The sequence below is a fragment of the Arthrobacter sp. NPDC058192 genome (genome assembly GCF_042883665.1).
In the GTDB taxonomy this organism is placed as follows: Bacteria; Actinomycetota; Actinomycetes; order Actinomycetales; family Micrococcaceae; genus Arthrobacter.
The window spans coordinates 17,985-37,658 of the sequence record NZ_JBHVVJ010000002.1 but is presented as its reverse complement, the minus strand read 5'-3'; the positions used below and the strand labels follow the sequence as shown (position 1 = coordinate 37,658).

Annotated in this window: 13 protein-coding genes; 9 read left to right on the top strand and 4 right to left on the bottom strand. The window is 67.1% G+C overall.

Going from position 1 to position 19,674, the window contains the following annotated elements:
- Nucleotides 1-607 precede the first annotated feature (607 nt).
- On the top strand, nucleotides 608-1,078 hold the full coding sequence (locus ACFVVK_RS02310) for a VOC family protein (RefSeq protein ID WP_390262875.1): 471 nt from the start codon (nucleotides 608-610) through the stop codon (nucleotides 1,076-1,078).
- Between the two features lie 194 nt (nucleotides 1,079-1,272).
- On the opposite strand, the gene ACFVVK_RS02305 is transcribed toward ACFVVK_RS02310, so the two are convergent.
- Nucleotides 1,273-1,974 (bottom strand): IMPACT family protein, encoded by a 702-nt coding sequence (locus ACFVVK_RS02305; protein ID WP_390262872.1) that lies wholly within the window; start codon nucleotides 1,972-1,974, stop codon nucleotides 1,273-1,275.
- A 22-nt stretch (nucleotides 1,975-1,996) separates the two neighbouring features.
- On the opposite strand from ACFVVK_RS02305, the gene coaE reads away from it, so the two are divergent.
- The 3 genes from coaE (at nucleotide 1,997) to ACFVVK_RS02290 (ending at nucleotide 6,595) form a co-directional block, all read left to right on the top strand.
- Nucleotides 1,997-3,283: a dephospho-CoA kinase gene (gene coaE, locus ACFVVK_RS02300; protein ID WP_390262869.1), complete on the top strand. Its 1,287-nt coding sequence runs from the start codon at nucleotides 1,997-1,999 to the stop codon at nucleotides 3,281-3,283.
- 40 nt (nucleotides 3,284-3,323) lie between these two features.
- Complete coding sequence (gene uvrB / locus ACFVVK_RS02295) at nucleotides 3,324-5,405, top strand: excinuclease ABC subunit UvrB (protein WP_390262866.1); 2,082 nt, start codon at nucleotides 3,324-3,326, stop codon at nucleotides 5,403-5,405.
- Between the two features lie 161 nt (nucleotides 5,406-5,566).
- A complete protein-coding gene (locus ACFVVK_RS02290) occupies nucleotides 5,567-6,595 on the top strand; it encodes a TerC family protein (protein WP_390262863.1) in 1,029 nt (342 codons plus the stop codon).
- 255 nt (nucleotides 6,596-6,850) lie between these two features.
- Here the strand turns inward: ACFVVK_RS02290 and ACFVVK_RS02285 are convergent, their stop codons facing one another.
- From ACFVVK_RS02285 to ACFVVK_RS02275, 3 genes are all read right to left on the bottom strand, one after another.
- On the bottom strand, nucleotides 6,851-8,125 hold the full coding sequence (locus ACFVVK_RS02285; RefSeq protein ID WP_390263587.1) for an alpha/beta fold hydrolase: 1,275 nt from the start codon (nucleotides 8,123-8,125) through the stop codon (nucleotides 6,851-6,853).
- A 103-nt stretch (nucleotides 8,126-8,228) separates the two neighbouring features.
- Nucleotides 8,229-8,753 (bottom strand): GNAT family N-acetyltransferase, encoded by a 525-nt coding sequence (locus tag ACFVVK_RS02280; RefSeq protein ID WP_390262860.1) that lies wholly within the window; start codon nucleotides 8,751-8,753, stop codon nucleotides 8,229-8,231.
- 86 nt (nucleotides 8,754-8,839) lie between these two features.
- Nucleotides 8,840-11,386, bottom strand: coding sequence for a DEAD/DEAH box helicase (locus ACFVVK_RS02275; RefSeq protein ID WP_390262857.1), 2,547 nt, complete (start codon nucleotides 11,384-11,386; stop codon nucleotides 8,840-8,842).
- A gap of 144 nt (nucleotides 11,387-11,530) precedes the next feature.
- On the opposite strand from ACFVVK_RS02275, the gene ACFVVK_RS02270 reads away from it, so the two are divergent.
- The 5 genes from ACFVVK_RS02270 to uvrA all read left to right on the top strand — a co-directional run bounded on the left by ACFVVK_RS02270 (nucleotide 11,531) and on the right by uvrA (nucleotide 19,565).
- Nucleotides 11,531-12,310 (top strand): trans-aconitate 2-methyltransferase, encoded by a 780-nt coding sequence (locus ACFVVK_RS02270; protein WP_390262850.1) that lies wholly within the window; start codon nucleotides 11,531-11,533, stop codon nucleotides 12,308-12,310.
- A gap of 124 nt (nucleotides 12,311-12,434) precedes the next feature.
- Nucleotides 12,435-14,174, top strand: coding sequence for an ABC transporter ATP-binding protein (locus tag ACFVVK_RS02265; protein ID WP_390263584.1), 1,740 nt, complete (start codon nucleotides 12,435-12,437; stop codon nucleotides 14,172-14,174).
- Nucleotides 14,171-16,162, top strand: coding sequence for an ABC transporter ATP-binding protein (locus ACFVVK_RS02260; protein ID WP_390262847.1), 1,992 nt, complete (start codon nucleotides 14,171-14,173; stop codon nucleotides 16,160-16,162). The genes ACFVVK_RS02265 and ACFVVK_RS02260 overlap by 4 nt, the downstream gene beginning before the upstream one ends.
- Nucleotides 16,159-16,548 carry a GntR family transcriptional regulator gene (locus ACFVVK_RS02255; RefSeq protein ID WP_390262844.1) on the top strand — a complete coding sequence of 130 codons (390 nt, stop codon included), beginning with the start codon at nucleotides 16,159-16,161 and terminating at the stop codon, nucleotides 16,546-16,548. Before ACFVVK_RS02260 ends, ACFVVK_RS02255 begins: the two co-directional genes overlap by 4 nt.
- 68 nt (nucleotides 16,549-16,616) lie before the next feature.
- Nucleotides 16,617-19,565 carry an excinuclease ABC subunit UvrA gene (gene uvrA / locus ACFVVK_RS02250; protein ID WP_390262841.1) on the top strand — a complete coding sequence of 983 codons (2,949 nt, stop codon included), beginning with the start codon at nucleotides 16,617-16,619 and terminating at the stop codon, nucleotides 19,563-19,565.
- Nucleotides 19,566-19,674: the final 109 nt, after the last annotated feature.

The window sequence follows — 19,674 nt, the reverse complement described above, 5'->3', positions numbered from 1 at the left end:
CCGTCCCCCCGGGGCGGCCACCTTTTCGTTGCCTGCTGGTTCACCGCGCACATGTGCCCCGGCCCCCCGTTCCACCGGACATGCTCCGCGGCGGTCGGTTCCGCTGGACATGCCCATTTTTGACGCCCTCCCCGCTGGGACATGTCCATTTTTCCGCGCCGCTGTTGGACATGCTCTGCGGCGTTCGGTTCCGCTGGACATGCCCCTTTTTGAAGCCCTCCCCGCTGGGACATGTCCATTTTTCCGCGCCGCTGTTGGACATGCTCCGCGGCGTTCGGTTCCGCTGGACATGCCCCTTCTTGGAGCCTTCCGTGTGGGGACATGCCCATTATTGAGCCCGGCCAGCGGGCATATGGGCATCCTGACCGTTCCTGCGCCACGGTGAGGAACATGTCCAACGGTCGGAAGGTTACACCGGCGCGGGCCGCGGACATGTCCATTCCTGGGGTGGCTCTAGGAACATGTCCACTCGTGGGCCAGAGCCAGGACCTGTCCCTTGCACGAGAGGGGATCATGCCACTCCATCCCTGAATCGGCCTTATGACTGCCGTGCAGGCCGGCTGCGCCACCTTGACGGCGGCCCGGCCCCGAGTCCAGACTTTGCGGGTTGGGATTTCCCGCCGACGACGAGGGGACTGCCATGGCCGAAGCGCCGGAAACCGCTGAAGCACAGGACACAGGCAAAGCGGCTCGTCCGTGGCCGCAGCGTATCGGGGCCATCACCCTGTTTGTTGAAGACCTGGCCACTACGAAGAGCTTCTATGCAGAAGTCTTTAAGCTCCCGCTTGTCTTTGAGGACGACGTTTCTGCAGTCTTTAAGTTCGAGAACACGTTGATCAATTTGCTCCATGTCTCCGAGGCCCCCGAACTTATCCACCCGGCGACCGTGGCCAGCGCAGAATCCGGCGCCCGACTGCAGTTCACCATCCAAGTGGATGACGTCGATTCGATGTGCGCCGAACTGTCCCGCCGCGGCGTCGACCTGCTCAACGGACCGATGGACCGCCCCTGGGGTGTCCGCACGGCCTGCTTCCGTGATCCCGCCGGGCACATCTGGGAAATAGCCCACGAGATCTAACCACCCCGGTCATCTGCGCGCATCGGGCGGAGGACATGTCCAGTCCTGAGTAAGTGGAGTGGGCACATGCGGACTTTGTCCATTGGCCGCCGCGAGCGGGGGACATGTCCAGAGTGCCCTGGCTGGCGGGCGGACATGTCCATTCCCGGGCCTGTGGGACGGGCATGTGCGGATGGTGTCCCCGGCGCGCGGGTTCAGCTGACCGGGACGTCGACCCACGCCGTTTCCCCGGGCAGCAGCGATGTGCTGCCGGCGGACAGGGCCGCCACGCGGTCCGCGGCGCGGGCCAGTTCGCCTGGATTGTCCGGCAGCGCGAGCCGCAGGACGGTGGTCTGGGGCTCGTAGCGGGTCTCGGCCATGACATAACCCGCGGCGCGCAGGTCGTTTTCCAGCCGCCCCGCCGCCGCATGCTCCAGCGGCACCGCGCAGATCCGCAGCCGACTGCGGCGCACGAGGGGAGCGAGCTCCAACGCCGCGGACACCGACTCCGAATACGCGCGCACCAGCCCGCCTGCGCCCAGCAGAATCCCGCCAAAATACCGCACCACGACGGCGGTGACGTCGCTGAGGTCGGCGACGCCCGGCGTCGTCTCCCGCCTCAGGAGTGCCTCGAGCATGGGGATGCCCGCCGTTCCGGACGGTTCGCCGTCGTCGTTGGAGCGCTGCACGTCCCGGTCGGGGCCCAGGACGAAAGCGGAGCAGTGGTGCCGGGCATCATGGAATTCCTTGCGCAGGCCGGCCAGGGCGGCGCGGGCCGCGTCCTCGTCCGGCGTGCGGACCAGGACGGTGATGAACCGGGACCGCTTGACCTCGATCTCGGCACGGAACCCGGGTCCGGCGGTGAGGGTTGTGTAGCTGGAAGTCCTGCTCTGGGGGGAGTCCGCCTCATCTGCCACCGGTTCAGTTTAGTCTGGTGAGGTGCTGAAGATCGGGTTGACCGGCGGGATCGCCGCGGGGAAGTCAATGGTTGCCGCGCGCCTGCGCGAGCTCGGCGCGGTGCTCGTCGACGCCGACGCGCTGGCCCGGGAGGTTGTGGAGCCGGGCACCGTCGGGCTGGCGCGGGTGGTGGAGACCTTCGGTGCTGCGGTCCTGACGGCCGACGGGCGGCTGGACCGGCCCGGGCTGGGCGCCCTGGTGTTCGGGAACGCGGAGCGGCTGGCCGCGCTCAACGGGATCATCCATCCCCTGGTGCGGGAGCGCGCCGCAGCGCTGGTCGCCGCCGCCCCGGCAGGTGCCGTCGTCGTCCAGGACATCCCGCTGCTGGTGGAAACCGGGCAAGGCAAGAGCTTCCACCTGGTGATCGTGGTGGATGCGCCGGACGACGTCCGGGTCCGGCGGATGGCCGACCACCGCCGGATGAGCACCGACGAGGCGCGCGCCCGAATGAATGCCCAGGCGAGCCGCGAGGACCGGCTGGCGGCCGCAGACGTCGTGCTGGACAACTCCGGCGCACCGGAGCAACTCCGGCACGCGGTCGATGCGCTGTGGGAGGAGCGGCTGGCGCCGTTTGCACTGAACCTCAAGGAACAACGCATCGCGCCGCGGACGGGAGGGCCCGTGCTCACCGCGGCGGATCCGGAGTGGCCGGCGCAGGCCGGCCGGCTGATCGCCCGGCTGCGGACCGCGATCCCGCAGGACGTCCTGGCCCTGGACCACATCGGGTCCACGGCCGTGCCGGATCTCGACGCCAAAGACGTGATCGACCTCCAGCTGAGCGTCCGCGACCTCGACGCCGCGGACCGGCTCGCCCCGCTGCTGGCCGACGCCGGGTTCCCGCGCTGGCCGGGCATCATCGCCGACAAGCCCAAACCCTCGCACCCAGACCCCGCCGACTGGGGCAAGCGCCTGCACGGCAACGCCGATCCCGGCCGGCCGGTGAACGTGCACATCCGTCCCGCGGGATCCCCGGGCTGGCGGTACGCGCTGTGCTTCCGCGACTGGCTCCGCGCCGACGCCGGCGCGCGCGCGGACTACGTGGCGGAGAAACGCCGCGTGGCGGGGCTCCACGGGGTGGACAAGTCCACCGCAGGGTACGCCGCGGACAAGGAGACCTGGTTCACTGACTACGCCGCCCCCCGGATGGACGCCTGGGTGCTGCGCACGGGATGGCAACCGCCGTCTTACGCGGACGACGCCGGCGCTACCGACGGCGGCACCGGCACCGACGGCGGCACCGCTGCCGGCCCGGGTACTGCCCAAAGCTGAATCCGAAGTGGGCGCCGGCGGGCGGCGGTAGATTAGTGTCATGAGTCTTGCGCAGCAAATTAACCGCGTCGTGGCGCCCTTCGAGGTCATCAGCGAGTTCCAGCCGGCGGGTGACCAGCCGACCGCGATCGCCGAACTGACGGAGCGCATCAAGAACGGCGAAAAAGACGTGGTGCTGCTCGGCGCCACCGGTACCGGCAAGAGTGCGACGACGGCGTGGCTGATCGAGCAGGTCCAGCGGCCCACCCTAGTGATGGTGCAGAACAAGACCCTTGCCGCGCAGCTGGCCAATGAATTCCGTGAACTGCTGCCGAACAACGCGGTCGAGTACTTCGTCTCCTACTACGACTACTACCAGCCCGAAGCTTATGTCGCGCAGACAGACACCTTCATCGAGAAGGACTCCTCCGTCAACGAGGAGGTCGAACGGCTCCGGCACTCCGCCACGAACGCGCTGCTGACCCGCCGCGATGTGATTGTGGTGGCCACGGTCTCCTGCATTTACGGCCTCGGCACCCCCGAAGAGTACATCGCCGGCATGGTCACCCTCCGCAAGGGGGCGGAGATGAACCGCGACGCCCTGCTCCGGAAATTCGTCTCCATGCAGTACGCCCGTAACGACATGGACTTTCACCGCGGCACGTTCCGGGTTCGCGGCGACACCGTGGAAATCATTCCGATGTACGAGGAACTTGCGATCCGAATCGAGTTCTTCGGGGATGAGATCGAAAACATCTACACCCTGCACCCGCTGACGGGTGAAGTGCTCCGGGATGAGACCGAGATGTACGTCTTCCCGGCCTCGCACTACGTGGCCGGGCCCGAGCGGATGGCCCGGGCGATCAAGAGAATCGAAGACGAACTGGCCGAGCGCCTCGCCGTTCTGGAAAGCCAGAACAAGCTGGTCGAGGCCCAACGGCTCCGGATGCGCACCACCTATGACCTCGAAATGATGCAGCAGATGGGGTTCTGCAACGGCATCGAGAACTACTCTTCGCACATCGACGGCCGCGCCCGCGGGACCGCGCCGCACTGCCTCCTCGACTACTTCCCGGACGACTTCCTCCTGGTGATCGATGAATCCCACGTCACCGTGCCGCAAATCGGCGCCATGTACGAGGGCGACATGTCCCGCAAGCGGAACCTGGTGGACTTTGGCTTCAGGCTGCCCTCGGCGATGGACAACCGCCCGCTCAAGTGGGACGAGTTCCAGGAGCGGGTGGGCCAGGCGGTCTACCTGTCCGCGACCCCCGGCAAATACGAGCTCGGCAAGTCCGACGGCTACGTCCAGCAGATCATCCGCCCCACAGGCCTGATCGACCCCGAGGTGATCGTCAAACCCACCAAGGGCCAGATCGATGACCTGCTGGGCGAGATCCGGATCCGCACCGCGAAGAACGAGCGCGTCCTGGTCACCACACTGACCAAGCGGATGGCAGAGGACCTCACCGACTACCTGGTGGGCCACGGCGTGAAGGTGGAGTACCTGCACTCCGACGTCGACACCCTGCGCCGGGTTGAACTCCTGCGGGAACTGCGCATGGGCGTCTTCGACGTGCTCGTGGGCATCAACCTGCTCCGTGAGGGCCTTGACCTCCCGGAGGTGTCCCTGGTCAGCATCCTGGACGCGGACAAGGAAGGCTTCCTGCGCTCCGCGACCTCCCTGATCCAGACCATCGGGCGTGCCGCCCGCAACGTGTCCGGCCAGGTGCACATGTACGCGGACCGGATCACCGACTCCATGGCGCATGCGATCGACGAGACCAACCGGCGCCGGGCCATCCAGGTTGCCTACAACACGGAAAACGGGATCGACCCCCAACCGCTCCGGAAGAAGATCGCCGACATCACGGACCAGATCGCCAAGGAGGACGCCGACACCCGCGAGCTGCTCGCCGCTGCCGGAAAGGCGCGCGGCAAGGGCAAGGGCACTTCGAAAGTCCGGGCCGACGGGCTCGCCGCTGCACCGGCCGAGGATCTCGTGGGCCTGATCGAGCAGCTCACCGAACAGATGCACGCAGCCGCCGGGGAGCTGCAGTTCGAACTCGCGGCCCGGCTCCGCGACGAGGTGGGGGAATTGAAGAAGGAGCTGCGTCAAATGCAGTCGGCGGGGCACGCCTAGGGTAAACTCGGTCAAACGTAGGGGAGTATCCCAAGCGCTACGATCGTCAACACGCACGGCATGGATGCCGCGCCGGGCGTAGCGGGCAGCCAGGCAGCGTCATGCGCCAGCGGTCGGAGAGACTTACACCGCATAGCTGTACCCTACGAAAGGTTTCCCCCGTGCCCGAACTTCCCCTATGGTTCGAGATCGGCTCCTTTGTCGTCCTCGGCGTCATCCTGGCCATTGACCTGCTGATGGTCGTCAAACGCCCCCATGAACCGTCCATGAAGGAAGCCGGACTGTGGGTTGCGTTCTACGTGGCCCTGGCCCTGGTGTTCGCCGGTGCCATGTTCGCCTTCACCGGCCCGGAATACGGCGGCCAGTTCATCGCAGGCTGGGTGACGGAATACAGTCTCAGCATCGATAACCTGTTCGTCTTCATCATCATCATGGCGCGCTTCTCGGTACCGCGAAAGTACCAGCAGGAGGTGCTCATGGTGGGCATCATCATCGCGTTGATCCTCCGCGGCATTTTCATCATGCTCGGCGCAATCGTCATCGACCAGTTCAGCTGGGTCTTTTACATCTTCGGCGCCTTCCTGCTCTGGACTGCCTGGAAGCAGGCCCAGGACGAGGGCGAGGATGAGGAAGACAAGGAGAACCCGCTGATCGCCAGGATCCGCCGGGTCATGCCGATGTCCGAGAAGTTCGACGGGGGCAAGCTGCGCACCGTGGTGGACGGCAAAAAGGTGTTCACGCCCATGCTGATCGTCTTCGTGACCATCGGCATGACGGACCTGCTCTTCGCCGTCGACTCCATCCCGGCCATTTTCGGCCTCACCCAGAGCGCCTTCATCGTCTTCACCGCGAACATCTTCGCCCTCATGGGGCTGCGCCAGCTCTACTTCCTGCTGGGCGGGCTCATGAACCGGCTCATCTACCTCAAGCACGCCCTGTCCGTGATCCTGGCGTTCATCGGCGTGAAGCTGGTCCTGCACGCCATGCACGTCAACGAGTTGCCCTTTATCAACGGCGGCCAGCACATCGAATGGGCACCGGAGATCCCGACCTTCGTCTCCCTCGCCGTGATCATGGGCACCATCGTCATCGCCGTGATCGCCAGCCTGATCAGCTCCAAAGCGTCGAAATCCAAGCTGGACGCCCGGCTGGAGGAAGACGCCCGCAAGAGCCTGAGCGACGTCGACTAGCGGCGGACGGCCGGACACCCGGCGGCACCTAGACGGCACGTAAAAGATACGGCGCTGGACCCTCACTGGTTCAGCGCCGTATCTTTTGGCTCCGCCGCGGGAGGGCATGTCCATTCCTGGGCCCGCGGGGCGGACATGAAGGCATTATGCCCAGTGCTCGCCGCGACCTAGGGACATGTCCAGTGGTGGTCCGGCGAGCGGGGGGACATGTCCGGTGGTTCCGGTCAGGGGTGGACATGTCCGGCGGTGGTCGGGCTAGCGTCGGGCGGAGCGGGCCATGGCGAGCAGGCGGCCGAAGATCGCCTCGCCGTCGTCCGCGATCCCGTCGTGGTGGAACTCGTCCGTCTCCCACACCTGCAGGCCGCGGACGGCGGCCGCTGTTTCGAGGGAGAGTTCGCGGTCCACGTAGATGTCGTCGGTGTAGACGGCTGCCGCGACGGGAACAGTGTTCAGTGCCAGCCGCTCCGGATCGTAGAGCGGCGCCCAGTCGTCCTTCTCGGCGAGCAGCCGCGCGACGTCCTGCAGCGGCCGCAGGGCGGGGTCCTGTTCGAAGTACCACGGGTAGACCATTTCCCCGGTGAGGAGGGGTTCCCGCGCGTCGGGGCGGAACTCGGGGAACTCCTCCAGGACCCGCCAGGCGGCCCAGTCGGTGGCTCCGGCCTGGGCGTAGATGGACTCGTGCATCAGCGCGTACAGGGGGTTCGCGGCCCGGGAGACGAGGCCCCGCACCTGGTCCAGGAAGGCGTCCGAGAGGCGGTCACCCTCCGGGGTGGCCACGAAGGCGTCCTCGAGCAGGTGGTGCAGCGCATCCACCCGGGTGTTCCCGCCCAGGAATGAGCCGACCATCTGGAACCGCTCGGCGGTGAGCCGGCCGCCGTCGGGCAGGTATTCCTCCGTGTCCCGCAAGTGCCGGGCGATGCGGGTGACGGCGGCCCGGTCCTCGGGATACCAGCCGAAGTATTCGGCGTTCCGGGCCGCGACCCGCCGGAACGTCGCCCGGTACACCCGGTCCGCGGACCCGACCAGCGGGGCCAGCCCGCCGGTGACGAGCGCTTCTCGCAACCCCTCGGGGGCGAAGGACAGGTAACTGAGGGCGCAGAATCCGCCGTAGCTCTGGCCGTAGACGGTCCACGGGGCCGCGCCGAGCGCCGCCCTGATGGCCTCGGCGTCGGCGACGATCGAATCGGCCCGGAAATGCGTCAGGTAACGCGCCTGTTCCGCCGCGGTTCCGCGCAGCGGCAGGGTGTTCCGGTCGATGGCCGAGGACAGGCCGGTGCCGCGCTGGTCCAGCATGAGGATGCGGAAGTCGCGCGCGGCGGCCTTGCTCCAGCCGCCCAGCGACGGGAAGCGGTTGCCGCGCCCGCCGGGGCCGCCCTGCAGGTAGAGCAGCCATGGCAGCCCGGCCGCGGCTTCCTCGGTGTGCTCCGTGGAGACGTACTCGCGGGCGAACACCGTGATGGTTTCCCCGCGGCCGCCGGCGTCGCCGAAGTGGTCCAGGGGAACCTGGAAATAGTGTTCCGCGGTGCGCATTCCCCGGTACGTGTGGCGAGCCCGGACGCTGTGCCGCGCTCTGCGCTGGGCGCTGGACGCAGCCTCCAGGAGGCCGGCTCCCGTGGACCCGGTCAGCGGGAGATCAACCACGGACGGCCTCCGCGCGGGAGCCGGCACCGGTCCGGGAGCCGGCACCGCCGAACGCGTCCAGCGCCCCGCCGGTGAGGCGGAAGGTGGACCATTCCTCCATCGGGACGGCCCCGAGCTTCTTGTAGAAGTTGATGGAGGGCTCGTTCCAGTCCAGCACGCTCCATTCGACCCGCGCGTACCCGCGCTCGACGGCGGTCGCGGCCAGATGCTGCAGCAGGGCCCTGCCGTGGCCCTCGCCGCGGGCCTCGGGCCGGACGTAGAGGTCCTCCAGGTAAATCCCGTGGACCCCCTCCCAGGTGGAGTAGTTCAGGAACCAGAGGGCAAAGCCCCGGACCTCGCCGGCCGTGTTCTCCGCCATGGTGGCGAAGACCCTCGGAGTCTCCCCGAAGAGAGCCTCGGTGAGCATCTGGGGAGTGTTCCGGACCGCGTCCGGTTCCTTCTCGTAGATGGCGAGGTCGTGGATCATCTGCAGGATGGCAGGGACGTCATGCGGGGCGGCGGGCCGGATTACACTCATTGTTCGAGTTTACGCGTGCCCGCCCCGACGGCTCTTACGCGTGCCCGGCCTCACGGCTGGTCCGCCGCCCGTCCCGGGCACGCACCCTAGAGCCGGTTGACGTCCGTGACACGCACGACCGCGGCCCCTGCCTCGTCCGAGGCGGCGAGATCCACCTCGGCGGAGATGCCCCAGTCATGGTGGCTGGCCGGGTCGTCGAAGATTTGCCGGACCTTCCACACCCCGGGTTCCTCCGTGATGATCAGCAGCGCCGGGCCGCGGGCGTCCGGGCCCGTGCCGATGTCGTCGTGCTCGTCGAAGTAGTCATCCAGGGCGTCCTCCCAACGGTCCGCGTCCCAGCCGGAACCGGCGTCGAGCTCGCCCAGGGCGGTGGCGGCCTCGTCGGCGAAGAGCTCCACGCGGCGGAACATCTCGTTGCGCACCATGACGCGGAAGGCCCGGAGGTTGGACGTCAGCGCGGGCGGCGGGGGCGGGGGCGCGTCGTGCGGTGTGGGCGCGGCGCCGGAGGTGAGCTCTTCCCACTCGTCCAGCAGGCTGGAGTCCACCTGGCGGACCAGTTCGCCGAGCCAGGCGATGAGGTCCTCGAGGTCCTCGCGGAGGGCGTCCTGCGGGACGGTCTGGCGGAGCGCCTTGAATCCGTCGGCGAGGTAGCGCAGCACAATCCCCTCCGAGCGGGCCAGGCCATAGAACTGGACGAATTCGCCGAAGTTCATGGCGCGTTCGTACATGTCCCGGACCACAGCCTTGGGCGCGAGTTCAAAGTCACCGACCCATGGTGCCGCCTTGCGGTAGACATCGAACGCTTCGCCGAGGATCTCGGACAGCGGCTGGGGGTAGGTGACTTCCTCGAGCATGGCCATCCGCTGGTCGTACTCGATGCCGTCGGCCTTCATCGCTGCGACGGCTTCGCCGCGCGCTTTCTTCTGCTGCGCCGACAGGATCTGGCGCGGCTTCTCGAGGGTCGCCTCAATCACGGACACGACGTCCAGGGCGTACGACGGCGACTCCGGGTCGAGCAGCTCCAGCGCCGCGAGGGCGAAGGGGGACAGCGGCTGGTTGAGGGCGAAGTTGGCCTGCAGGTGGACTGTGAGCCGGACCGTGCGGCCGTCCGCTTCCTGCTCGGCCGGCGGGATCCGCTCGACGACTCCGGCAGCGAGCAGCTCGCGGTAGATGCCCAGGGCTTTCTTCATGAGCTGCAGCTGGGACGCCCGGCTCTCGTGGTTTTCGGTGAGGAGGCGGCGGGCGGCCTGGAACGGGTCGCCGGGCCGCTCCATAAGGTTCATCAGCATCGCATGCGTCACGGTGAAGCTCGACGTCAGCGGATCCGGAACCGACTCCACCAGCCGCTTGTAGGTCGGTTCGCCCCAGGACACGAAGCCTTCCGGAGGCTTCTTCTTGACCACTTGGCGCAGTTTTTTCTGGTCGTCGCCGAACTTGGCCGTGGCTTTAGCCATCGCCTTCACGTTTTCGGTCACGTGCTCCGGGGCTTGGACCACCACGGTGCCCGCCGTGTCATAACCGGCGCGTCCGGCGCGCCCGGCGATCTGGTGGAACTCGCGGGAGTTCAGCAGCCGGGTGCGCACGCCGTCGTACTTGCTCAGGGCGGTAAGGAGCACGGTGCGGATCGGCACGTTGATGCCGACGCCGAGTGTGTCGGTGCCGCAGATGACCTTCAGCAGGCCAGCCTGGGCGAGCTGTTCCACAAGCCGGCGGTATTTGGGCAGCATGCCGGCGTGGTGGACGCCGATCCCGTGCCGGACCAGCCGGTTGAGGGTTTTCCCGAAGCCGGCGGCGAAGCGGAAACCGGCGATGAGCTCGGCAATCTTGTCCTTCTCCTCGCGGGTGCAGACGTTGATGCTCATCAGGTTTTGCGCCCGGTCAATCGCCTCGACCTGGCTGAAATGGACCACGTAGACCGGAACCTGTTTGGTGGCGAGCAGCTCCTCAAGGGTCTCGTGGACCGGAGTCTGTTCGTAGTAGTAGTGCAGGGGGATGGGACGTTCCGCGGAACTGACGGTGGTGGTCGGGCGGCCGGTCAGGGCGCTGATCCCGTCCTCGAAGCGGCTGACGTCACCGAGCGTTGCCGACATCAGCAGGAACTGCGCCTGCGGCAGTTCGAGCAGCGGCACCTGCCACGCCCAGCCGCGCTGCGGGTCGGAGTAGAAGTGGAACTCGTCCATGATGACGGCGCCGAGGTCGGCCCCGGCCCCTTCCCGCAAGGCAATGTTGGCCAGGATTTCTGCGGTGCAGCAAATGATCGGCGCGTCCTGGTTGACGCCGGAGTCGCCGGTGATCATGCCGACGTTTTCGGCGCCGAAAATCTCGCAAAGGGCGAAGAATTTCTCCGAGACGAGGGCCTTGATCGGTGCGGTGTAGTAGCTGCGCTGCCCGCGGGCCATCGCCTGGAAGTGCGCCGCGATCGCCACAAGTGATTTGCCGGAGCCGGTGGGCGTGGCCAGGATGACGTTGGAGCCGGAGGCAAGCTCCATGATCGCTTCGTCCTGGGCGGCGTAAAGGGCAAGGCCGCGGGTCTCAGTCCACTCCACAAACCGGGTGTAGAGCTCGTCCGGGTCCAGGCCGGTCCTGCCGGGAACTCGGGCGGCCGGGGCGGGGAGCTGATCAGCGAGTTTCATCGTTTTCCAGCTTAGTGCCCGCTTGATGCCCGCGGCACCGGCGGGACGTCCCTCCGCACACGCCCGGTTCGCGCCTCCTTGGCTGGCCATCAGGGCGGGGCTACGCTTCGGTTAGTGCAACAGTTGCCGGGCCTGGAGGTGGATATGAAGTGGGATCCCGAAAAATATGTGCAGTTCGGGGATTACCGGGACCGGCCTTTCTTTGATCTGACCGGCCGGATCCATGCCGAGGCTCCGCGGCACGTCGTCGACCTCGGCTGCGGTCCCGGCAACCTGACCGCGTCGCTCGCTGAACGCTGGCCGGGAGCCCAGGTGGTGGGGCTGGATTCCTCGCCGGAAATGCTGACCAAGTCCAAGGCCCGCGCGGACGTGACGTCCAACCTGTCCTTCGATCTGGCAGACATCGAGCACTGGCTGCCGTCCGGGGATACGGATGTGGTGGTTACCAATGCCGCCCTGCAATGGGTGCCCGACCACCGCGAGCTGTTGCCGGCGTGGCTCGATGCACTCAGACCCGGGGCTTGGTTCGCCCTCCAGGTGCCGGGGAACTTTAACGCCCCCTCGCACACCCTGATGCGGGAGCTGGCCGAGTCGCCGGCCTGGGCGGGACGGCTTGCCGGGGTCCTGCGCCACGATGACGTGGTGGGGGAAGCCGCGGAATACCTGGAGATCATGCTCGACGCCGGGTGCGCCGCCGACGCTTGGGAAACCACCTACATGCAGCTGCTCCCTGGTGCCCGGCCCGTCCTCGAGTGGGTCCGCGGCACGGGGCTCCGGCCGGTCCTCGCGGCCCTCCCGGAAGACGAGGCGGCCGAGTTCGAGGCAGAGTATGCGGCGCAGCTTGACACTGCCTATCCGGCGGGGCGGCACGGGACTGTCTTTCCGTTCCGGCGCACGTTCGCGGTAGCGCAAAAACGCGGGTGAGCCTGATGACAAGAAGCACTCCGGCATGGGGCTTACAATGACGTGGCGGTCTGGGGGCAGCCGTTAGGCTGATTCCCATTCCGAGCCCTCGGCAATCGATGGAGGTTCGGTGCTAATACGCCTGATGGCGCGGCTGCTGTCCGCGCATAAAGGGAGCGTGCTGGCCATCGTTGTGCTGCAGCTCGTGCAAACCACCGCCAACTTGCTCCTGCCCACCCTGAACGCCGCCATCATTGACGACGGCATCATTGCCGGGAACACCCGCGAAATCCTGCACCTCGGCGGCTGGATGGCAAGCATCGCCGCCGTGCAGGTACTCACAGCCATCGCGGCAGGGTATCTGGGCGCCATCGTCGCCATGGATATTGGCGGGCAGCTGCGCGAGGAACTCTTCACGAAGGTGCGGTCCTTCTCCTCCCAGGAGGTCGGCGCGTTCGGCGCCCACAGCCTTGTCATCCGGGCCACCAACGACGTCGTCCAGATCCAGAACCTCGCGGTCCTGGTTTTCGCCATGCTGATTGCCGCGCCGGCCATCTTCATCGGCGGCATCGCCCTGGCTGTGCACCAGGACGCCGCGCTGTCCTGGATCGTGGTCGCGGTGATTCCGGTTCTGACGGTGATCATGGCCGTCATCGTGCGCCGCCTGATTCCCCTCTACCGCGAAGGGCAGTCGCTCCTTGACCGCATCAGCCGGGTGCTGCGCGAGCAGATCATCGGTGCGAACGTGATCCGCGGTTTCGTCCGGCAGGACCACGAAATCCGCCGCTTCGACGAGGCCAACAAGGACCTCACCCGGAACAACCTCCAATCCGCTTTGCTGGTGGCCGGGATGATGCCGATGATCATGCTCGTGGTCAACCTGTCCTCCGTCTGCGTGGTGTGGTTTGGCGGCCACCGTATCGACTCCGGCGAAATGCGTCTGGGCGCCCTCACCGCGTTCATCGCCTACATCCTGCAAATCCTGATCGCCATCATGATGGCCATGTACGTCTTCATGACCGCACCCCGCGCGTCCGCCTGCGCCGAGCGGATCGGCGAGGTGCTGGACACGCAACCGGCCATCGCGGACCCGGCCGGTGGCGCTGCGCCGGGAAACGCCCCGCCGGGAAACGCCCCGCCGGGAAACGCTGTCGAGTTCCGGAACGTGTCCTTCGCGTATCCCGGCGCAGAAGCGCCTGTGCTGGACGGGCTGACGTTCACCGCAGCGCCCGGGACCACGACGGCGATCATCGGGGCGACCGGCAGCGGCAAGACGACGCTCCTGAACCTGCTGCCCCGGTTCCTTGACGCAACCGCCGGTGAGCTCAGCATCGGCGGCCGGAACGTGCGGGCCATGACCCTGGACACGCTGCGGAACCTTCTCGCCGTGGTCCCGCAGCAGGCCTACCTTTTTTCGGGCACGGTCGCGGAGAATCTCCGGGTCGGCGCGCCCGCGGCCGGCGACCAGGACTTGTGGGAGGCGCTGACGGCCGCCCAGGCCGCCGACTTTGTCCGCGATCTGCCCCTTGGGCTCGACGCGCACGTGAGCCAGGGCGGGACGAACTTTTCCGGCGGCGAACGGCAGCGCCTTTGCATCGCCCGGGCGTTGCTCAAAAAGGCCCCGGTCTACCTGTTCGATGACAGCTTCTCGGCCCTCGACTTCGGCACGGACGTCAGGCTCCGTGCCGCGATCGAGCCCCTGCTGCGTTCGGCCACCGTGCTGATCGTGGCCGAACGGGTGGCGACCGTCGCGGATGCCGGACTGATCCTCGTGCTGGAGGACGGGCGCCTCGTCGCCCAGGGCTCGCACAGCGAGCTCATGGCGACCTCGCCGAGTTACCAGGAAATTGCCGCGTCCCAGCTCGTCCTCGAGGAAACACCGTGAGCCGCGGCCGCAATTCAGGCGCCGGGACCGCTGCTGATACCAGTGCCGCTGAGGGCAGCAAGTGGCGGTCCGCCGCCAGGCTGCTTGGGCTGCTGCGGCCCTTGAAGTGGCGGATGGCCGGCGTCATCGCGGCCACGTGCGCGTTCGTGACACTCAACGTGGCGGCTCCGAAAATCCTGGGTGACGCCACCGACGTCGTGGTTGCCGGCTTCGTGGGCGGCTCCCTCGACGAAAGTGAACTGGCAGCCCGGCTGTTGACGGTCTCCGCCCTGTACGTCGGCGCGTCACTGTTCAGCTGGATCCAGGGCGCCTTGACGGCGACGGCGGTGCAGCGCGTCAGCTACGGGCTCCGCGGGGCCGTGGAGCAGAAGCTGCATGTGCTGCCGTCCAGCTACTTCGAGGAGCAGCGCCGCGGCGAGGTGCTCAGCCGGGCCACGAACGACGTCGACAACATCTCCCAGGCCCTCAACCAGCTGCTGAACCAGCTGATTCTGTCCATCCTGATGCTCTCCGCCGCACTCGCCATGATGTTTTGGCTCTCGCCGTTGCTGGCGCTGATCGCCGTCGTCTCGGTGCCGGTGTCCACAGCCATCACAGTATTGGTGGCCCGGCATTCCCATCCGCACTTCGCGGCGCAGTGGAGCAGCACGGGCGCCATGCACGCCCAACTCGAAGAATTCTTCACCGGGCACGAAGTGGTCAAGGCGTTCGGCCGGCAGGAGGCATCGGCCGCGAGCTTCCGGGACTGCAATCGGCAGCTCACCCGGTCCAGCGCCCGCGCGCAGTACCTGTCCGGCATCGTTCAGCCGCTGTTGGTGTTTGTGGCCAACCTCAACTACATTGCCGTGGCCGTCGTGGGTGCGTTCCAAGTGACTGTCGGCGCCATGACGATCGGCGACCTCCAGGCCTTCATCCAGTTCTCCCGCCTCTTCAGCCAGCCGGTGGGGCAGATCGGGGGGATGCTCACCCTCCTGCAATCCTGCCTGGCCTCCGCCGAGCGGGTCTTTGAACTGCTCGATGCCCCGGAGATTCCGCCGGACAGTGCAGCGCCGGCGCGTTCGACCGCGTCGGCCAACGGCGCCGGCCGGGATCGCGGCAAAGGTTCCCTCCATGCCGTGCATGGCGTGCATAAGATCCATGCACCCGGAAAATCCCACGGTCGGCACGCATCCCGCGACCGGGACAGGATCGGGGCCGCACCGGCACCGGCACCGGCAGCGGTGGCGGGCCGCGTCACGTTCGAGCACGTGAGCTTCGGCTACAGCCCCGGCACTCCCGTGGTGAAGGACCTCTCCTTCACGGTGGAGCCCGGGCAGACGGTGGCGATCGTGGGACATACCGGGGCCGGCAAGACGACGGTGGTGAGCCTCCTGATGCGCTTCTACGAACTCGACTCCGGGCGGATCCTGGTCGATTCAACCGACATTTCCACCATCCCGCGGGACGAGCTCCGGTCCACTTTCGGCACCGTCCTGCAGGACGCCTGGCTGTTCACCGGCAGCATCAGGGAGAACATCGAGTACGGCCGGCCGGGGGCCACCGACGCCGAAATCGTCCAGGCGGCCCGCGCCAGCCACGTGGACCACTTCGTCAGGTCCCTGCCGTCCGGTTACGCCACGATGGTCGGCAACGACGGCGACTCCCTGAGCCGCGGGCAGCGCCAGCTCGTCTCGATCGCCCGGGCGCAACTGGCGGGGCGCAGCATCCTGGTCCTGGACGAGGCGACGAGCTCCGTGGACAGCCGCACCGAAGTGCAGATCCGCCACGCGATGACCCAGCTGCGCGAAGGTCATACGAGCTTCGTGATCGCGCACCGTTTGTCCACCGTCCGGGACGCTGATCTAATTCTCGTCATGGACCATGGACGGATCGTTGAACACGGCACGCATCAGCAGCTCATGGGCGGGGACGGGCTCTACAAAGATCTCTACGAGGCGCAGTTCGCCGGTCGCGAACAGGTACAGGCCGTTCCGGAGCCCGAACAGTGAGCCCCGCGGACACGGGGGAGCGGTTCCCGGGCGCCTGGCGGACCAACCCGGCCAGCTCCGTTCCGCTCTTCGAACAGCTCCGGCTGTACGTCATTGAACGCGCGGACAAGGGCACGCTCGCGCCCGGAACCAGGCTGCCCCCCGTGCGGAGCCTGGCGGGCGAACTGGGCGTCGCACCCCACACCGTGGCGCGCGCCTACAAGGAATTGGAGGCCGCCGGGGTCGTGGTGACTCGCGGCCGCAACGGCACCGTGGTCTGCGCACGCGACGAGGCCTGGAGTTCGCTTTCGGCCGCCGCCGCGGAGTTCGCCGCTGCCGCAAAGGCGCAAGGCGCCAGCTTCGCCGAAGCCGTGCAGTTGCTGGCCGCCGCCTACGACCGCCACTAGCACATCCGGGCAGTGCCGAGGGCGCGCAAAATAGTTTTTCGAAGAAGTTTTCGATTAGCATTAGATTCGTGCCTAAAGCCGTAGCTGAAGATCCAGCCGTTGAAGTCCACTCCGCCGTCGAACCGCTGGCAGTCCAAGATCCCGTGCCTTCCCGTGCCGTGCTGAAGCGCCCGGACATGACGCGCCTCGTCGTCAAGGGCGCACGGGAGCACAACCTGCGCAACGTGGACCTGGACCTCCCGCGCGATGCGATGATCGTGTTCACGGGCCTGTCCGGCTCCGGCAAGTCGTCCCTCGCCTTCGACACCATCTTCGCCGAGGGCCAGCGCCGCTACGTTGAATCGCTCTCCGCCTACGCCCGGCAGTTCCTCGGGCAGGTGGACAAGCCCGACGTCGACTTCATCGAGGGCCTGTCACCGGCTGTGTCCATCGACCAGAAGTCCACAAGCAAAAACCCGCGTTCCACCGTGGGAACCATCACCGAGATTTATGACTACATGCGCCTGCTGTGGGCCCGCGTGGGCCGGCCGCACTGCCCCGTCTGCGGCGAGCCCGTCACCAAGCAGACCCCTCAGCAGATTGTGGATCAGCTGCTCGAGCTGCCGGACGGCACGCGCTTCCAGGTGCTGGCGCCCGTGGTCCGCGGCCGCAAGGGCGAATTCGTCGATCTCTTCAAGGAACTGACCGCCAAGGGCTACTCGAGGGCGCGCGTGGACAATGAACTTGTCCAGCTCAGCGATCCGCCGAAGCTGGGCAAGCAGTTCAAGCACACCATCGAAGTGGTGGTGGACCGCCTCGTGGTCAAGGAAGGCATCAGCCAGCGCTTGACGGACTCCGTTGAGACCGCACTCGGTTTGGCGGAGGGCCGCGTCCTGGCCGAATTCGTCGACGTCGAGGCAGCTGACCCCGGACGGATCAGGGCGTTCTCCGAGCACCTCGCCTGCCCCAACGAGCACCCCCTGGCCATCGACGAGATCGAGCCGCGCTCCTTCTCCTTCAACAACCCGTTCGGTGCCTGCAGCGCCTGCAGCGGCATCGGCACCAAACTCGAAGTCGATGAAGAACTCATCATTCCGAACCCGGAGCTCTCGCTTTCCGAGGGGGCCATTGCGCCGTGGTCGCTGGGCGCTGCCACCACGGAATACTGGAACCGCCTGCTGGGCGGCCTCGCCGAGGAGCTCGGCTTCTCGATGACGACGGCGTGGGAAAAGCTGGGCGCCGATGTCCGGCAGACGGTGCTGCACGGCAAGGACCACAAAGTGGTGGTGCAGTACCGCAACCGCTTCGGCCGGGAACGTAAGTACAGCACCGGCTTTGAGGGCGTGGTGCAGTACGTCCACCGCAAGCACCTCGAGACCGACTCGGACTTCGCGCGCGACCGCTATGAGGAATACATGCGCCAGGTTCCGTGCCCGGCCTGCAACGGTGCGCGGCTGAATCCTGCCTCGCTGTCCGTGCTGATCAACGGCAAGTCCATCGCCGAGGTCGCCGCGCTGCCCATGCGGGAATGCGCGCACTTCCTCGAGAACCTTGTTCTCACCGGCCGCGAGGCGCAGATCGCCCACCAGGTCCTGAAGGAAATCCAGGCCCGGCTGACCTTCCTCCTCGACGTCGGCCTCGAGTACCTCAACCTGGAACGGCCCTCCGGAACCCTGTCCGGCGGCGAAGCCCAGCGCATCCGGCTGGCCACCCAGATCGGGTCCGGCCTCGTCGGCGTGCTCTACGTCCTCGACGAGCCGTCCATCGGCCTGCACCAGCGGGACAACCGGCGCCTGATCGAAACGCTGACCAGGCTCCGGGACCTTGGCAACACCCTGATTGTCGTCGAACACGACGAGGACACCATCCACGAGGCCGACTGGATCGTGGACATCGGACCCGGCGCCGGCGAGCATGGCGGCATGGTGGTCCACTCCGGGTCCTACCAGGCGCTGCTGGAAAACACGGATTCGCTCACCGGCGACTACCTTGCCGGCCGGAAGAAAATCGAGATCCCGAAGAAGCGGCGCAAGTACGACAAGAAGCGCGAGCTCAAGGTGGTCGGGGCCAGGGAGAACAATCTCCTCAACGTCGACGCCAGCTTCCCGCTGGGGCTCTTCACCGCCGTCACCGGAGTCAGCGGTTCCGGCAAGTCCACGCTCGTGAACGAGATCCTCTACAAGGTCCTCGCCAACAAGCTCAACGGCGCCAAGCAGGTGGCCGGCCGGCACAAGACAGTCCAGGGCCTGGAACACCTTGACAAGGTGGTGCACGTCGACCAGAGCCCGATCGGGCGCACCCCGCGTTCAAACCCGGCCACGTACACCGGCGTGTTCGACCACATCCGGAAGCTCTTCGCCGAAACCACCGAGGCCAAGGTCCGGGGTTACATGCCGGGCCGGTTCTCCTTCAACGTCAAGGGCGGCCGCTGCGAGGCCTGCTCCGGCGACGGTACGCTGAAGATCGAGATGAACTTCCTGCCGGACGTCTACGTCCCGTGCGAGGTCTGCCATGGCGCCCGGTACAACCGCGAAACCCTTGAGGTCCACTACAAAGGCAAGACGATCGCGGACGTGCTGAACATGCCCATCGAGGAAGGTGCCGAGTTCTTCGCCGCCTTCTCGCCGATCGCCCGCCACCTCAACACGCTGGTCGACGTCGGCCTCGGCTACGTCCGCCTCGGCCAGCCCGCCACCACGCTCTCCGGCGGCGAGGCCCAGCGCGTGAAGCTCGCGGCCGAGCTCCAAAAGCGCTCCAACGGCCGCAGCGTCTACGTCCTGGACGAGCCCACCACCGGCCTGCACTTCGAGGACATCCGCAAGCTCCTCATGGTGCTGCAGGGCCTCGTGGAAAAGGGCAACACCGTGATCACCATCGAGCACAACCTCGACGTGATCAAGAGCGCCGACTGGATCGTGGACCTCGGCCCCGACGGTGGTTCGGGCGGCGGCCGGGTGATCGCTACCGGCACCCCGGAGCAGGTTGCCACATCGAGCGAAAGCCACACGGCCGCGTTCCTCGCCGAGCTCCTCGCCTGAGGCGCCCGCGCGCGGGCGCCAGGAGCGGACGCCGCACCGTGCGAGGGAATGGGCGCCGCTTCGGCGGGATCCCTTCCCCCTCACCGTGCGTCGTTTTCTCCTGATGTAT

Bases quoted from the DNA above. Each gene is read 5' to 3' on its own strand.
- ACFVVK_RS02265 (WP_390263584.1), top strand. From the start codon at position 12,435: ATGGCGCGGCTGCTGTCCGCGCATAAAGGGAGCGTGCTGGCCATCGTT.
- ACFVVK_RS02285 (WP_390263587.1), bottom strand. From the start codon at position 8,125: ATGCGCACCGCGGAACACTATTTCCAGGTTCCCCTGGACCACTTCGGC.
- ACFVVK_RS02275 (WP_390262857.1), bottom strand. From the start codon at position 11,386: ATGAAACTCGCTGATCAGCTCCCCGCCCCGGCCGCCCGAGTTCCCGGC.
- ACFVVK_RS02270 (WP_390262850.1), top strand. From the start codon at position 11,531: ATGAAGTGGGATCCCGAAAAATATGTGCAGTTCGGGGATTACCGGGAC.
- ACFVVK_RS02280 (WP_390262860.1), bottom strand. From the start codon at position 8,753: ATGAGTGTAATCCGGCCCGCCGCCCCGCATGACGTCCCTGCCATCCTG.
- uvrB (WP_390262866.1), top strand. From the start codon at position 3,324: ATGAGTCTTGCGCAGCAAATTAACCGCGTCGTGGCGCCCTTCGAGGTC.